The organism is Aliiroseovarius halocynthiae, from assembly GCF_007004645.1.
Taxonomy (GTDB): Bacteria; Pseudomonadota; Alphaproteobacteria; order Rhodobacterales; family Rhodobacteraceae; genus Aliiroseovarius; species Aliiroseovarius halocynthiae.
Genome location: NZ_ML660025.1, coordinates 19,208 through 34,462 on the forward strand (window position 1 = coordinate 19,208; position 15,255 = coordinate 34,462).

Annotated in this window: 13 protein-coding genes and 1 pseudogene; 8 read left to right on the plus strand and 6 right to left on the minus strand. The window is 55.1% G+C overall.

Features of this window, described 5'->3' with window-relative positions:
* The first annotated feature begins 21 nt into the window (after positions 1 to 21).
* The 7 genes and pseudogenes from FIL88_RS17065 (at position 22) to FIL88_RS14140 (ending at position 6,424) form a co-directional block, all read left to right on the plus strand.
* Positions 22 to 150, plus strand: a complete 129-nt coding sequence (locus FIL88_RS17065) for a hypothetical protein (RefSeq protein WP_281281313.1) — start codon at positions 22 to 24, stop codon at positions 148 to 150.
* Positions 126 to 338: pseudogene (locus tag FIL88_RS14115) on the plus strand (hypothetical protein); the annotation flags it as partial. The gene FIL88_RS17065 and the pseudogene FIL88_RS14115, both read left to right, overlap by 25 nt.
* Positions 339 to 806: 468 nt before the next feature.
* Positions 807 to 2,288, plus strand: a complete 1,482-nt coding sequence (locus FIL88_RS14120; RefSeq protein WP_142854526.1) for a hypothetical protein — start codon at positions 807 to 809, stop codon at positions 2,286 to 2,288.
* A 403-nt stretch (positions 2,289 to 2,691) separates the two neighbouring features.
* Positions 2,692 to 3,921: a YcaO-like family protein gene (locus FIL88_RS14125; protein ID WP_246066733.1), complete on the plus strand. Its 1,230-nt coding sequence runs from the start codon at positions 2,692 to 2,694 to the stop codon at positions 3,919 to 3,921.
* Positions 3,918 to 5,507: a B12-binding domain-containing radical SAM protein gene (locus tag FIL88_RS14130; RefSeq protein ID WP_142854528.1), complete on the plus strand. Its 1,590-nt coding sequence runs from the start codon at positions 3,918 to 3,920 to the stop codon at positions 5,505 to 5,507. The genes FIL88_RS14125 and FIL88_RS14130 overlap by 4 nt, the downstream gene beginning before the upstream one ends.
* A complete protein-coding gene (locus tag FIL88_RS14135) occupies positions 5,504 to 6,163 on the plus strand; it encodes a TfuA-like protein (RefSeq protein WP_142854529.1) in 660 nt (219 codons plus the stop codon). Before FIL88_RS14130 ends, FIL88_RS14135 begins: the two co-directional genes overlap by 4 nt.
* A 12-nt stretch (positions 6,164 to 6,175) precedes the next feature.
* Complete coding sequence (locus FIL88_RS14140; protein ID WP_142854530.1) at positions 6,176 to 6,424, plus strand: Os1348 family NHLP clan protein; 249 nt, start codon at positions 6,176 to 6,178, stop codon at positions 6,422 to 6,424.
* Positions 6,425 to 7,374: 950 nt separating this feature from the next.
* On the opposite strand, the gene FIL88_RS14145 is transcribed toward FIL88_RS14140, so the two are convergent.
* From FIL88_RS14145 to FIL88_RS14170, 6 genes are all read right to left on the minus strand, one after another.
* On the minus strand, positions 7,375 to 7,920 hold the full coding sequence (locus FIL88_RS14145; protein ID WP_142854531.1) for an RNA 2'-phosphotransferase: 546 nt from the start codon (positions 7,918 to 7,920) through the stop codon (positions 7,375 to 7,377).
* Between the two features lie 10 nt (positions 7,921 to 7,930).
* On the minus strand, positions 7,931 to 9,796 hold the full coding sequence (locus tag FIL88_RS14150) for a TniQ family protein (protein WP_142854532.1): 1,866 nt from the start codon (positions 9,794 to 9,796) through the stop codon (positions 7,931 to 7,933).
* A complete protein-coding gene (locus FIL88_RS14155) occupies positions 9,796 to 10,773 on the minus strand; it encodes a TniB family NTP-binding protein (protein WP_142854533.1) in 978 nt (325 codons plus the stop codon). Before FIL88_RS14155 ends, FIL88_RS14150 begins: the two co-directional genes overlap by 1 nt.
* A complete protein-coding gene (locus FIL88_RS14160) occupies positions 10,770 to 12,923 on the minus strand; it encodes a Mu transposase C-terminal domain-containing protein (RefSeq protein WP_142854534.1) in 2,154 nt (717 codons plus the stop codon). The genes FIL88_RS14155 and FIL88_RS14160 overlap by 4 nt, the downstream gene beginning before the upstream one ends.
* Positions 12,920 to 13,597: a hypothetical protein gene (locus tag FIL88_RS14165; RefSeq protein ID WP_142854535.1), complete on the minus strand. Its 678-nt coding sequence runs from the start codon at positions 13,595 to 13,597 to the stop codon at positions 12,920 to 12,922. The genes FIL88_RS14160 and FIL88_RS14165 overlap by 4 nt, the downstream gene beginning before the upstream one ends.
* A gap of 229 nt (positions 13,598 to 13,826) precedes the next feature.
* A complete protein-coding gene (locus FIL88_RS14170; protein ID WP_142854536.1) occupies positions 13,827 to 14,060 on the minus strand; it encodes a helix-turn-helix domain-containing protein in 234 nt (77 codons plus the stop codon).
* 627 nt (positions 14,061 to 14,687) lie between these two features.
* On the opposite strand from FIL88_RS14170, the gene FIL88_RS14175 reads away from it, so the two are divergent.
* Positions 14,688 to 15,209: a hypothetical protein gene (locus tag FIL88_RS14175; RefSeq protein WP_221931162.1), complete on the plus strand. Its 522-nt coding sequence runs from the start codon at positions 14,688 to 14,690 to the stop codon at positions 15,207 to 15,209.
* Positions 15,210 to 15,255 lie beyond the last annotated feature (46 nt).

Below are 15,255 nucleotides of genomic sequence, written 5' to 3' on the forward strand. Positions count from 1 at the left end.
AATACTTGCAACAACTATAAGGTGCTGAACCTCAGCCTTTCAACAACCAAAGATCCAACTAACGTTGTGATGTTAGCAGCACTGTTCGTCATGCACATCCCAGGTGCCCGCGAGAAGCCAAAATCGCCCAAGCAAACAGCTTTGGGCTGAATTGCAGACACCAACGCTATCACGAGAGCCTGCACAACGTCACACCAGCCGATGTCTATTTCGGTCGTGACAAAGCCATTCGGGAACAACGAAAAAGGATCAAACAAAAGACGCTCGAAATGCGACGTTTGCATCACGCCAGCGCACCGCATAATCAAACCGAACAGATGAGCCAAACTCTCTCTTAGGTTAAGCCCCCATTGGTTCCAAAAACTCTGACGACAGACACAGTTCGTACGTGCGGCACGCTTGGGGCTACAGTGCGGAGCAATTCGCCATTCCGGTCATTCCTTGACGTCCACCTCGCCTGATCTGAGAACACACTTTCGCTGCCGTGTGTACGGACCAGCGCGACGCGTATAGGACAAAAACTCGCGACGTCTGCGCCACGGTTCGCGCGCAAGGAATCTAGTCGGGCACTAACGATTGTTTTCGCCGGTGTCACAAGTGCATGAGATTTGTCAGACTAGAGGTCATTTAGCTCCTCAACATGGACTGCACCACATCTGGACACGGAATAGTCAAGTGGCGGCGCTCGCGAGTAAAACTTCCTACAACTTCGAGTTGGTGCTAAGCTCGGACACAGGAAACCAAGGCGCTACAGCGTCAAGCTGGGTTTTCAATTCTTAAATGCAATTTTTGGCAAGGAGAGAATTATGAGACCACAAGATGCACACATTTTCTTGGAAAATTTTTGCAAAGACGATGCGGGAATCGGAATATCAATCGACATCATTGAGCGTATACTTCGAGAGCAAGTCAGTAGCTCCAGTACGGCCTTTCAAAATATGCCTTCGAATGAGACGTTCAAAGGTTATGATGTCGCCTTCGACGCGAACGTAGACCTTGCCTCAGTAAAGCTAAAATTTGACCAGGTTAATGGAAGGGCGGCGTTAAAGATAAGTAACTTTCAGATCGCGTTTACGATGAAAGTGGATAAACACGCCGTCGCAAACGTTCAAATTTCTTATTCCGAAGTCCTCGGATTATTCGACTTTTTAGATCGAAGAATCACCATAACACCTCTTTCTGACAAGCACACATCAGGCGCTCCCGATTATATTTGGGAGGCCGACTCAAACCTGAAGGATATGCTCGAAGCACCACCGTATTCCTTTGAAGAAAGTGACTGGGACGATCTAAAATTATTTATTAGAGCAGCGATCTTAAATGCTGCATCTCCCATGGCCCGCTCTGTTGTCGAGGCTCTGGAACTGCCTGACTTCCTTGAAATTTTTGTTGGCATTATCTTTGGAAATGACTCTAGATTTGAGGTCGAGTCAGGTCTTCTAATGTTCTCCGCTTCCTCGACCCTAAATTTTGACAACTGCCCATCATACAAGCCTTCGGGCGGTGGTGGCGCGCGAGCTCGGTCTGCATTTGATGGCAATGAAATTACAAGTTTGTCCACGGATCAAGCTGAGAGATTGGGTGAGGATCCTGGCGCATTAAGAGTAGACGGATCGATCGGCGATGAACACCCAGACTACAACTGGCCAGTTCCTCTCCCAGATGCGCCGATGGAGCTTGGACATGTTTTCTTGTTCACGCCGGTAAACTTACTTCGAGTGAACTTCGATGGCGCACTTAAACCTGCCGTGAATACCAATGATAGACGACGACATGGTCCATTCTTCACGCATTACTCCTTAACGGCTGCTCTGGATGGGCCTTTGACGCTCGATCTTGTGCGCCTGTGGCCGATTGTATTTCAACTGCGGACCTCGTTGTTCACTGCGGGCCAAGCTGGAGCAGGAATAAAGATTGGTAGTATTTGGTACGAAGCCATTGGCGCTCGGTTTACGGGTCGAGTAAACCTCGGTGTCGAATTCTCTATTTCGTACGATCCACGTAGAAAAGACATAGTGTTTGTTTCCCGCGTCAACGAAGCAAATGCCTATGACTTTTTCTTTGCGAACAGCCTACCGTGGCCTCTGTCCTCTGTCGCGAACTGGATCCTCGAACGAGTAGTCGAGAAGTTGTTGCCTACCTTGGCCCGCAGAGCGGTTTCGGTTTCTAGAATTCCGATTGCTGAACTGGGGTTGCTGGCCGAGGTTGCTGATCTTCTTCCAGGACTTGCTGGTCACTCTGACACGAGCACAGGGAACGCAACATTTGGTGTTGCGCTTGATCTCTAGAAGTTGAAGCCACGGTAACTCGCAATTACGAAGCGAGTGCTCTGGGGGGACGAATTGAAATTCGTCTTCCCGTATCTTTTGTCCTCCGGATCGTTTCCGGGCGATTGCCAAGGCCAATCGGGTGAGGTCTCAGACCTCTTTTGTTCTAGGTTTCTTGATCATGATCGCCACTTCAATCTGGGTCGAAACACCACCCAAGGTTGCTGAAATCAAGAAAGCTTGGTACCGTTTGTATTTATTATTGGCTCTTTAGGCTTAACCGGTCATCTCGAGCGACCGAACGCCATTTTTGAACGTTTGGAGTGTACTCTTGTTGATTGACAGCGCAGACTGCAGAACAACCTCCCAATATTGGCAGCTAAAGCCGACACCAAAATATTCGACCAAAGCGGTCGCACGATGCGTGCCACCTTCCGCAACCGTACGGCGCGCAAAGCGACTGATCGAGCGTGTCGGTGTAACCCAGGTCGCCGAGGTTACGGGCCTCGATTCCGTTGGCATTCCTAACTTTATGACGGTGCGACCCCGCGACCTGGGGCCTGGCATTTCCTATTATAACGGCAAGGGAACCACGCGGCAGGATGCACTGGCCGGGGCCCTGATGGAAGCGGTGGAGCGGCAGGCAGGGGAGCACTGCGACTATGCGGTCACCTACGCCTCAGAGGCGGAACTGGCCGGGACAACGCCGCTCACTAAGCTGGCCGAAATCGTCGTGCCCAATGCCTGTGCTTTCGACGATCAAACGCCTGTCGAGTGGGTGCACGGCTACGACCTGATCGGCCAACGCGCCACGGCGGTACCTTTGAACGCGGTGGTCTGCCCCTACACGCCGACAGATGTCCCTGCGTTGTTTTATGCTAGTACCAACGGACTGGCCTCGGGCAACACGCTGACGGAAGCGCTGTGCCACGCGCTGTGCGAAGTGATTGAACGCGATGCCCTGGCAATCTCGCTTGCGCGGTCACAGGTGACACCAGCCATTGGGGGTCTGCTGGAAAGCATAGGTATCAGCAGCTCGCCATCGGCACATCAAAACGCCGATCACGCCCAAATCCGGCTGGAGGGACTGCCGCGACGGGCGGCTTTGCTGGTCGGTCGACTGAAACGCGCGGGCTTGAACATCTATGTGCGCAACCTGACCTCGACCGCCGGGTTGGCAACAATTGATTGCACGATCGTGGAACCGACGGCCTCCGGTATTCCCAATGCCCATGGCGGCTGTGGCACCCACCCCGACGCTAGGATTGCCCTCAACCGGGCCATCACCGAAGCCGCACAAAGCCGCATCGCATGTATTCAAGGCGGGCGCGAGGACCTGCCCGAGATCATCAAACCGCGCGCGCCATACGACGCAGACGAACTATATGGTGGCACGGAATTCATCGACTTTGACGACGTACCTTCGGTGCAGAACGCGTCCATCGATGACGATATCCGACTGATCCTGGACAGAATGCCTGATTATGGGCTGGATCAAGCCGTGGCCTTTGACCTGACCCGCCCAGAGGTCGGCATGCCGGTTGTGCGCGTGGTTGTGCCCAAGGCCGAGGCCTGGTCCGTCTTTCACCTTCACACCGGTCGAGGCGTCTTTGGCGAACGCGTCTCGCAAGTTCTGCAAGGAGCGATGCAATGACCAAAGTCACGCTCTTTAGCGCCACCTTGGGCGAAGACGGCAAGATCGAGCCACCGCTAGGTCCACTCTACATCGCAGCCGCCCTTGAACAGATCGGGCATGAGGTCGATTTTCGCGACTACCAACTGCACGAGGGGGCAGACTGCTATTCCGCCGACACGTTCGTTCAGGCGTTGGAGGGGCACCAGGAGTACGTTCTGATCTCATGCTTTGTAGACATGCTGCCGGTGGTCCTGGCCGCCTGCAAAAAGCTCAAGGTCGCCGATCCCGGTTGCAAGATCATCCTGGGCGGTCCTGGTGTTTCAGGAAATGCCCGCGAATTGATGGAGGCCTTTGCCTGGGTTGACGGCATCGTGCGCGGCGAGGGCGAAAAGACCATTCAGGCGTTCTTTGGCATCGACGAACTGGACACCCTGGTCGGCGACCCTGTCGCGGGACTGGTATGGCGCGATGGTGACACTCTCGTCGACGGGCCAGAACGCCCCCGGATTACGGATGCAGACAACTTACCTTGGCCTGCATATCACCTGCTGGACTGGTCACGCTACAGCTCCGCTCGCGTGATCACGACCCGCGGTTGCCCGTACAAATGTTCGTTCTGCGATGTGGCCCCGCTTTGGGGCCGACGCGCCGTATATCGTGATATCAAACGCGCTATCGACGAGATCGTCATGCTGCGGGATCGGTTCGGCATCGACAAAATCGCCATCGTCGACGACACGTTTGTGCTGAACCGCGACCGGGTGCGCGCGTTCTGCCAGAACATCCTAGATCGCGGTGTCAAGGTCGAATGGGGCTGCTTTGGTCGTATCAACCTGATGAGCGAAGATCTGGTGTCGTTGATGGCACAGGCAGGCTGCCGCGCTATTTTCTATGGCATCGATTCCGGTGCGCAAAAGGTACTGAACCGGACGTTCAAGGAACTCAAGGCCGAAACGATCCTGCCCGCGCTTGAGATGTCGCAGCGCTATTTTGATCGAGTCGAGGCCTCGTTTATCTGGGGCTACCCTTTTGAAACGCTTGAGGATTTTGAAGAAACACTGGCACTTGCCAGTGCCGCCTCGCAGTTTGCGCCCAAGGTAAACGTGCAGTTGCACATGCTCAGCCCACTGCCCAGTTCGCCGATCTACCTCGACTTTGAGGGTACTTTGCAGCGCCCCGCGCCGGAAGACAGCAACTGGTTGCTTTTGCCCGCCGTTCTGCTGGACGAACGTGCGGCGCAAGTTGCCGAGGTCATCGACATGGCACCGCATCTCTTCCCCGGCTTTTTCAACTTGCCCACTGAGAGCCGGGACGAGAAACGCGCCTATCTGGAAAAATCGATGCGCGCGCTCGACTTCACGATCGGCTCCAGTCTTTTTGATAAAGAAGTGCTGACGCTGATGGAAGCCTGCAACCGCCCCACCGAAGAACGGCTGTTGCAGACCGCTGAAGACGATGCAGACCGAATCGGCATCGGGCTAGCCCTGGGCCTGTTCCGGCGCACCCGGCGGCGCAATCGCAAGGCAGCCTCGACCGTTGACAGCGCCGCGCGCGGCCCGTCGATGGTGCGCCAGCGCAACGATTTACAAAAGGCAACGTCATGAAGACGGCGGTTTTTCTTGGCCCATCTCTGCACCAGCGAGATGCCCGCCAATTGCTTGAAGCGAGCTATTTCCCCCCCATCAAGCGCGATGATCTGGCGGGCATGACCGACTGGGACGTCATCGTGATTATCGACGGTCAGTTTGGCCAGTCGCTGGCTGTGACGCCGAAAGAGATCCTCAATCTTCTGGATCAGGGCGTGCGCGTTGTTGGTGCCTCAAGCATGGGGGCGTTGCGCGCCGCCGAACTTGATAGTTTCGGGATGGAAGGTATCGGCTGGGTCTTTAACCGGTTCAAGCAAACCTGGATCCGGCAAGAGGATGAGGTCGCACTGTCCTATGCCCCCCACGATCTGAGCGCCTTAACCGTGCCCCTGGTGGACATTGCACATTGGATGGAAACCCTGCGCCATGCCGATCTGGTGACCAAAGCCGAGGCTGCGGCGATCTTTCGTGCGCTCAAGCGGGTCTTTTTCGCCGAACGCACGCCATCAAAGGTCTACGACGCAGTTGCAAAGGCCGTGGGTGATGACAGGGCAGCAGCCATCCGTTCCGAGGCCGACATTCCCGACATCAAGGGCGCTGATGCCCGTGCAGCCCTTAACCATGTGGCCTGCATGAAGTCCACTGAACACAACGATATTGAAATGACCGTTTAAGAGGAGAGAGTTATGGTTAAGGAAACTGGCGACAACCCGCAGAAGGGTCTGGTCGAACTGCTTGGCCGGGCGCTGACCGACAAGGACTTGCGCGCGGAATTGCAGAACAACCCTGACGAATTGGCCAAACGATTTGACCTTACGGAAAAGGACGTTGAGGCTATCAGCAAGCTCGACTCCGAAACGCTCGAAGAGGCGGCGGAAAAACTCGCAGGCCGCGCCGAATGGACGATTAAGGTCGTCATCTCGAAGAGCTTTTGAGCTAGGCCAGTCGGCGGTTGTTTTCGGGTGTAAGTTCTGTCGCATACGCCTACAAAAGTACTTGCATGTATTCGGCAATCCCAATGTCGAGGCCGTCAGCATAACGGGACCAACTAAGGTCAACACAAAGACACATGTGTGCCTAAGCTACCTTCAATCTGTATTGACCGCTGCGCTGATCACGAATGACCCGTTCTCCAGCTGCGTTGCAGCATCAGACACCGAGCATTCGCCGTGATTCTTTCGCTGCGAGCGCACGCAGCACAAAACCGACAGGTCCGATGTGGGCTCCGCCCCGTCATTCGCCGCATTTTTCCCAAACGGGGGCTTTTGATGTCTAGATGTTTTTCTGCGCCCGTCTCTATTGGAAGTAGCGAAACCAACACTAGCATGATGACGCCAACGCGCTTTGCTGACCAAAAACACAGTGCATCACCCTTTTTTGCGGCAGCGGACCGTCATTTTAGCCACCAATGATCCGCCCTACGCCATCTACGTCGGCGCTATCTGCGCCTGTCCGCCCGCATCCGCAGAATACCAGACCTCTTTTCTCGCCTTTCGGCACATCAACACAGAGTGTGTGCCAACTAACCACGACCTCCGAACAATGAGGGCAAGTCGCTTTGAATGGAGACGAAGGAAGTGGATGACGGCGGTGTCGCGATGCAAGGAGTGCCTTTGCAAACTCATACTCTTCCTGATCCATTGCGGCCCAATCATCATCAGTCGCCGCGACCTCGTACAGCAGAATGACATTATGAGAGTCGAGGGTACGATCAGGAGTCGTACGAGCAGATATTTTTTTGAGCACGGGCCATTCTGAAAGGGTGTATACTTTGTCTGATTGCATTTTGTATTGGCTCCTAACTTGAATTGATAAGGGCTTTGGCACGCTAGCGCTTGGCCTTTTTGCCTGCGAATAAACGCAAACCAATCGGCCACGTGATCTGTTACGGCTCCGCGAACCTACCGAAACCCAAGTAGGTTGCGGGCACCTTGTCAGTGAGCCAAACACCGTTGTCGGCGCGGAAAAACTCAAACCCGTCCTTGAACATGCGCTGTGTTTCAACTCGTAAAACAACCGGCTTTCCGTGTCGTTGCCCGACGCGTTCAGCTGTATCGGGGTCAAGCGAAAGATGAACTTGCTTACGGCGTCCGGGGTTCAACCCCTCTGAAAATATCGCATCCAAATTTGCGCTGGCCGTGCCGTGATACAGCTCATCCGGCGGGCGTTGAGGTTCCAGCCCCAGATCCACATCAATTGAGTGTCCTTGGGCTGCCCTAATGCGCAGACCATCATCAGACAGGGTGAAGCGTTTCTTATCGTTGCTCTCGACAAGCTGAGTGAGTTCGTCGCGGCTTAGCTTGAGATTGGCTTTCTTCAGCTTCCGCAGCAAATCATCAACACGAACCCACCCGTGTTTATCAAGCTGAAGACCGATCTCTTCAGGTTTGTGCCGAAGCACCAGACTCAGGAATTTGCTTTCTCTACTCATCTCAAAACCTTCACAACTCCGGCCAGGCAATTTCATCATGCGAGAGCGGGAGGCGATTGGCCAGTTCTTCCACTCCGGAGGTCACCTCACTCCGCCTGAATATGCGTCCACCACACTCTTCCGGCATTCGGATAAACGGAACCCGCTCCTTTATGAGCTGGTCGCTGACTTTCCGGGTGCTGCCCCCCAGAAATTCCGCATAGTGTTTTCCGGGAATGAAGCGCTCCAGAAACCGGTCAACAGAGCTATACGGCACCACCTGCACCGACTTCCGGGACACCGGATGACGCGCCCGAACCAGTTTCAGATGGCGCTTGTCCACGAGATGGCGGAGGGTGGCTGCGTTGACACCTAGGAATCCCGCCAGCGTCGATCGCAAATATCCGTTCGGTCTGATCAGGCGCAATGCTTCAGCAACCTCCGCCGGGTCCAGGAGCACCGACAGATAGCCATCTTGTTCGGCATCCCTGACCACAGTCTTCAGATCGCCATTCTGGATCAGTCGCACCACATCGACTGCACCAGCAACAGCTTTGCGGCAGACGGACTGAATACCGACTAGCCCATCCGCTTTTGCCACCTTTGTGCGCGGCACGATACTGGCGAGAAACGCATCTAGTTGCCCTTCATCGTAATATGGTCGTCCTACAGGGGAACCCGCGATGGGTCTGATGATCCCACCTGCAACAAGAGCGCCAAACTGTGCCCTCGGCGTATTGATCTTTTTCTGAGCCGCAACCTGACAGATCGCCCCTGCGAAGTTTTTGACCAATGGCGCCAATGCCTGTGCATCGAGCAGAACACCTTTCGCAGAGTTATCTGCCTGAGGGTCCGAACTTAGAAACCCGTTTGCTCCAAGCAGTTCAATTGTCTGACGACGCCCCAGCCCAAGATCCCGCCGCAAGGTTTCAACACTATGAACGCGACGGGTTGTACAGGTTTTCCCAAGCACCCGATCGCCTTCGCCGATGGGATAGGTCTCGGTGAAGAATTTCCTGACCGTATCCCGCAAGGGCTCGTATTGCTCCGCATGGGATTGTTCCAGCCAGTTGAACAGGCAGCCGTAGTTTCTGCGCGAAAGTGATATGGGAGAACCGGCCTCACGATGCAGTCGCCTCAGCAGGCGAAACAGCCCTTCCTCGCCTTCGGACAGGAGCTCAAAACCCCTCGCACCTGCACGACGCTTCTCATTATCGGATAAGTGCTTCAGCTTTGCATCGACGCCAAACAGATCGACAATTCCGAAGATCTCGGCACCAAGCGCAACCGCACCGAACCCGATATTGTCGAGCCATGTGCCCTGTTTTTCACCCGCTAACCGGCGGGTTAGATATTCTTCCAGACCTGATGGGACCTGCCATGCACCAAGCTCTCTCAACTGATCTGCCCCCAGATTGAGATCGCGGATACGCCCGGCAAAGTCGTGGGGACCACGGCTGTGTGAATAGCTGACGTCGTCATACAACCTGACCTGGTGGTGGCTGCATGTCCGGATCGAAGGCACATGCCAGGCGCATCGCTGTGCGGCACCACCGGCAGTGTCTGTCATAATGTCATCCGCGACACATTCCGGACAGAACCGCAGACGCCTGCGCGTGATCCAGCGTTTCTCGATAAGTTGCCCGGCCAGCCGGTACTGCCCGGTCGACACTTTGCGAACAACACCACGCATCAGTTGAGCAAGTTCCACTCTGCCGAGCTGGGCGAGGATCGAAAGGGCCCGTTCATCGCCGTCAGCGATGGCCTGAAGCGTAAAGCCCTGATCGGTGCAAAACTCCGAGGCAAAGGAAAGACCATTCGCCCAGGCAAGCCGGGATGCGAATGATGCCGGGGTTTCCCCCGGCATCAAGGGAACAAGGATCGGCAACAACGGCATTATGCAGCCCCCCTCTTGATTGCTGGCGCTATCTCCAGCTCCGCTCCGCTGAGAAGCTGACCAGTCTTAATGGAGCGAAAATTCTCCGCAATGAATGGATTCAATGCATCAACACAGCGCTTCTGTTTCCGATAGGCACCTGCGAAGTGACTTTGTTCAAGGGTTTGGGTCTCATCGCGCAATGCCAATTTGATAGCCGATATGATTAGCCCAATTTTCGACCCGAACTCGTAGCGGGCCGCGTGTAGCAACCGTCGTACGAATGTCGAGGTCTCAAGCGTTTTGCCGCGCGACAGTTTTGCCGCATCGAGATAGGCATCCAGTACGCCCATCACCTCATGCCCATGGGCGGCATAGCTCATGGGCGCAAGATGCACGGGTTCAAACCGCCGGCTGAGCTGTTCATCCCGGTTGATCAGATCCAGTAGTTCGCAGGTGCCACTGAGGATCAGGCTGACCGGCCACTCAGCGTATTCCAGGCACGATTTCCAGACCAGCATCACCTGATCAAATTCAGACTTCGATTTGGTCCGAAGGATATGCTGCGCTTCGTCAAAGTGCAGAAAAAGCGTCTTATGGGAGCGCGCCTGACGCATCACCTGCCGCCAGATCGAATGTCCCGTCCGGGCACCTTTGCTCTCATAGCCATAAGCCTCAAGGGTATCGAGACCGACACCCTTGATTGTGGCCTCTGACGCCAGACGCACAGTCAACGCCTGATTATATGGTTTTCCATAAGCCAAATGCGGATGCTTCTGCAGAAGATGTTCAATGCCAAAACTCTTGCCGGCACCGGCATTGCCAATGACAACAATGCCGCGTTGCGCTGTCGTGCGGCCAGCAGCCGTGTGCGCATTGCGCCGATAGAGAATATCATCAACCTGATCCCGGAGCTCCAGGTAAGTGTCATGTGCGATAAAGCGGTGTTCAAGGTCAGCCACGATGTGGCTGACCTCCTCACGGGAAATATGTGTCATTGTCCGTCCTCCATACGCCAGCGCGGGCGTGAGATCGGCATGGTTTTCTCCGCGTCATCCTCCTTAGGAGTGATCTCCGGCAGCTGTGGTGGCGCCACCTCTGCTCTGGCGATCACACCATCAAGGAGACCGCGTTTTTTCCTGGAAACCGTGGGAGCTGTGCCCGCCACGACATCCAGTCCAAGCCAGAGATGCTCCCGATTGCGCTCAACATCTGCCTTGGTCGGGGCAAGCGCTGAGAGCCCAAGCCGTTGAGAGGCAGCGCGATCCTCCTCTGAGAAGTCTGCGAATGCCTGATCAATGATATCCTGCGTCAGTTCTGCCTCCGCCTCAAAACGGCGGCGCAGATTGCTGCAGGCCTCGGTCCACAGATCCAGCGACAGACCATCAAACCCTTTTGCCAGGGGGCGGGCAACAACCCAGACACCATTGAGATTGACCTCAATCATACCAAGGTCCTGATGATCCACCCGGATCTCAACCTCGAGATCGGGATTGGCCAGGAAATGGTGCCGAACCCTCTCACAGGTGTAGAAGATGCCCGCAAACCGAACCCCGCGTCCGGAAATACTCCGGGTGTATTTCCGACCGAAGGCCCCGAGGCGCTCAATTCGGCTGGGAGGGCGCGGCTTGCCAACGGTCGAGCACAATTCCCGCCAGCAGTTCAGCGGGGTCTGTCCACCGATGCCCCCATGGGGCTTATTGTTATATACATCCACAACAAAGCGAACCAGGATCCGGGTCAACTCGTCATCAGCAAGTGCAGCATAGTCTTCAGGTATGAAGTCACCTTTTTCTACGATGTTCGAATAGGTGCGCGCACTCAGACACTCCATCAGCTCCACCCCGAAGGTCCTGAAGCAGCGCTCAATATGTCCGCGAAGCTTGGGCACACCCGCAGGCGGGAACATGACCGTTCCGCGAAGATCCGTCACAGCGCCTCGGAAATCAAAGTTCGCAAAGGCCGCCCCCTGATCCGAGGCAACAGTTTCAAAACCAGTGCCCGGCCAGTCTGGAAGCGCGCAGCCAAAAAGGCGGGCAAGGTCCGCTTTATCCCGGGTTGCCAGGTCCAGCGCTGCGATCGCATCTTCGGTGTTCGGGGTTGCGCAAACCTTCACCGAGAGGATCAGTCGCGTTCGCACATCGATCACGACATAGATCCAGCGTCGCCCTTTCGGCAGTGCTTTGATCTGCTCCTCTGTCAGATGACCGAAGACACCGGCCTCGGCAAAGAAGGTAATCAGGTCGACCTTCCATTCATCGATTTCCAAACGCTCCCCTGGCCGCAGGACATTCAGCCCTTCGCCGATGATTGCAAAATGCCGGTTGGCCGCTTCGAGGCCCTGGCGCTGGCACATCACATGGTAAGGCTCAAGACGGCTTATCTCTCTGTAGATCGTGCTTTCTGCGGGAACGGCCAAAGGCGGCAAGCCGCGATCGATCCGATACGCATTCGCCAGCCGGAAAGCCCGTTTTGTCTGGCGAATAACGCTCTTCTTCGACGGGCGCTTGAAGCTCGCATACCGATCCGCGCATTTGCGAAGCAGGGCGGCGCTCTCGGGACCAAATTTTACCTTCGTCCGTCCCGCAAGATAGCGTTTGTCTATGAGCGCTAGAACGCACCGACCACTAGCCTCATAAGCGCGGACCCAACGCAGCAAGGCCGAAGAGCCTGGCGGGTCAATCTCGTTGCTTGACCGCTTCTTTCCTCCATATTTGCGCTTTCCGGTATCCTTATCAGGCTGCGGAATCTGCACCGTGATTTCCTGCGCCACACTCCGGATCCAGATCTCCACATCTTTCCAGTAGCGGCCAATCTCTCCGCGTGCTTCAGCATCCAGAAAGAGATCGCACCAGGCCTGACGGAAGAAGACCGTTGAGCGCTGTTTTGCAGGCAGATGGGTGACAATCTGATCGGCAAACTGCACGCGCTGTCGGACGGCCTCTTCACTGTGATAGCCATCACGTATGGTGATGTGACCGGTCTTCAGACCTTCGTTGATCTCATCATAGGTGAGCTCGTCAAAGACAATTTCTCCTTCACTCCAGCGACTGATGATGACACCTAGCGGCCCTTGTTCCACGAGAAGACCAGGGACGTCACCTTGCTGAATCTGCGAATAGGGCTCGAGACGAATGATATCAGTCATTGCAAGCCTCCCTCGACCAGCATGTCGAGATCAATAACCCCGTCCTGGATCGGGCGCAGAATACCGGCATAGATCGCTTTGAATATTTCCGGCCAAGCCCTGCCGCCAATAGCGCCTCTCGCAACCAACTCGCGGATCGTGACCGGCAGATCGATCTCAGCCGCAAGCTCTGCGATTATCGCCGCCGCCTCAGGGTCATCCTCACGCCGGTAGGCAAACAGGCGCCGTGCATTCAGCGCCTCCCACTGGTCGTAGTTTTCCTCAGTGATCAGCACAAGATTATCCGCGAAGTCATCGGGCATCGCTGCCGCAACATAACCCAGCTGCACCTCAAGGTTCTGCGCTCTGGCGCGTTCTGCCGGTTTGATCTCGGCAGCATACTTGCTCCCATCAGCGAAGGTATAAAGTTGATCCACTCTTTTGCTACGCTTACGACCATCGGCATCAATGTATTCAATGGCAGGCGGCTGCTCGACCATGTCAGCCACAGGATACAGCGCTGATGTCGTGGTGAAGGCATCAAACTCACCAAGGCTGTCGAAGACGACTTTCTGACTTTCGCCCCCGTGGGGTCGAAATGCGCCTGTCTCGACGAAAGTACGCCCTCGCGAGCGCTCAGACAGATTGCACGTTGAACGGCTGTCCAGCGGGGCTTTGAAGATTTCTTTTTCCATGTGTTCTGATGTTGTGCGAGATCATTCCCTGACCAATAGGGTCAAGGTGAACCACACACATTCCTCTTGTCGAATGGTGGAAGGCGGCCGTGCACGACCAATCGGGTCAAAAGACCCGGCCGCCAGACTTGACTTTTGAGGGGATTCGAGAGACCTTCAGAGTGTCAGCTACCAAATGACGTGAAGGCCCCTGGGAGTCCGCTCTCGGGGCTTTTCTATTTCTAGATCATCACTTCACCTCCTCCATCGTTCTGGAGGCCGCCACCGGCCAAAGGTCTTCGACACGAAACCCTGTGCGCGCAGCGATAGCCGCCTCGATCTCCGCCGATCGCCTGCGTCCGGCAATCACGTTCGACACGGCGGGCCGACTGAAGCCGATACTCTCCGCAAACTCCTTGATCGTTGTATTCGACATCCCGAGATGCAGCTTCACGATCTGCTGGCGCATTTTGTTAGCATCCATGGCTCGTGGCCTCCATCCGGGACTGGCGTTTACGCTGGTGCTGAAACGAACGTTCCACCCCCCCGATTCTAGGTGCATCTCCGTCGGACAATCAAGCGTCAATCCGGCCCCAAACACCTCGTAACCGCATGATTTTCAAGGTTAGTTTTGATAATTAACTTACGTTAGGAGTGACAAAAGTTAATGCTCAATTCTGCTATTGACTTAAGGGAGAAACAGACGTTTCCGGGAGAGGGAAATGCCTTGCGGCAGTTACGCCCTCAAAGCGTTGTGTGCGACGGCTTGAGGTAAATTTGACCACCTCGCTACGCAGTTTCTGAACTCGCCAGGCAGGCAACAATATCTTCGATCAGGGAGCTGTGAATCATGGGAGCGTAAGCCATTAAGCCTGCGCAAGCATCGGCCCAGAGCGAGCTTTGGGCGCGACGCTCAGTTTCGGCGACTACAACTCACTCTTCGGGCATTCGCCGCAGCCCCGAAACCCGAATTTGATCGTGCTAACGGATCGAAGTTGCAGCAGCCTTTAAAAATCGAGGAAAATGACAAACCATAGCTGTTTTCTCAACGGTCCCGAGTACTTACATCTTGTTTTACAGAGCACTCCAAGAGAACCGCTCGCACCAAATTTTGAAATGGAAAGAACTGATGATCTATTCTGTTGCCCCTCTGGGTGGTCAAACCATCGGCAAAGCCGCAAGTCGCGAAGATGCCTGGTGGCTTTGTTGCCGCTATGGTCTAAAGCCATTTCCTTTGGATGATGCCTCGGCGGTGGGACTAGAGGACGCTGAAAATGGAGCGAAGGTATGGACTGTCCCCTGTGAACATACCCAATACCCATATAACCGTGCTGCCTTCGAAAATCGGCGTCGTGATGGTTTGGCCACATTAGAGAACGGCCTTCCTGCATGGCCTATTGCTGAAGAGAATGGAGTAGCATTCCAGACCTTCAAACAGCGGATCAAACGAGGCTGGTCGGGTGAAAGAGCCGCAACTGAAGGGGTATGGGAAATAGCGCATAACCCAGATGACGAATGGGAAGTAATCGCGTTGGAAAACGGACTATCTGTCCGCGCATATCGCAGTCGTGTTCAGGCTGGTTGTCCGGAAAACATCGCCGCGACTATGGGGTTGGGGTGGCGGAAGTGGTAGGATGCCGCATTAGACGGGCACAACGGTCGTAAGCGGTCATTGAATA

Bases quoted from the DNA above. Each gene is read 5' to 3' on its own strand.
- FIL88_RS14120 (WP_142854526.1), top strand. From the start codon at position 807: ATGAGACCACAAGATGCACACATTTTCTTGGAAAATTTTTGCAAAGAC.
- FIL88_RS14130 (WP_142854528.1), top strand. From the start codon at position 3,918: ATGACCAAAGTCACGCTCTTTAGCGCCACCTTGGGCGAAGACGGCAAG.
- FIL88_RS14135 (WP_142854529.1), top strand. From the start codon at position 5,504: ATGAAGACGGCGGTTTTTCTTGGCCCATCTCTGCACCAGCGAGATGCC.
- FIL88_RS14140 (WP_142854530.1), top strand. From the start codon at position 6,176: ATGGTTAAGGAAACTGGCGACAACCCGCAGAAGGGTCTGGTCGAACTG.
- FIL88_RS14145 (WP_142854531.1), bottom strand. From the start codon at position 7,920: ATGAGTAGAGAAAGCAAATTCCTGAGTCTGGTGCTTCGGCACAAACCT.
- FIL88_RS14150 (WP_142854532.1), bottom strand. From the start codon at position 9,796: ATGCCGTTGTTGCCGATCCTTGTTCCCTTGATGCCGGGGGAAACCCCG.
- FIL88_RS14155 (WP_142854533.1), bottom strand. From the start codon at position 10,773: ATGACACATATTTCCCGTGAGGAGGTCAGCCACATCGTGGCTGACCTT.
- FIL88_RS14160 (WP_142854534.1), bottom strand. From the start codon at position 12,923: ATGACTGATATCATTCGTCTCGAGCCCTATTCGCAGATTCAGCAAGGT.
- FIL88_RS14165 (WP_142854535.1), bottom strand. From the start codon at position 13,597: ATGGAAAAAGAAATCTTCAAAGCCCCGCTGGACAGCCGTTCAACGTGC.
- FIL88_RS14170 (WP_142854536.1), bottom strand. From the start codon at position 14,060: ATGGATGCTAACAAAATGCGCCAGCAGATCGTGAAGCTGCATCTCGGG.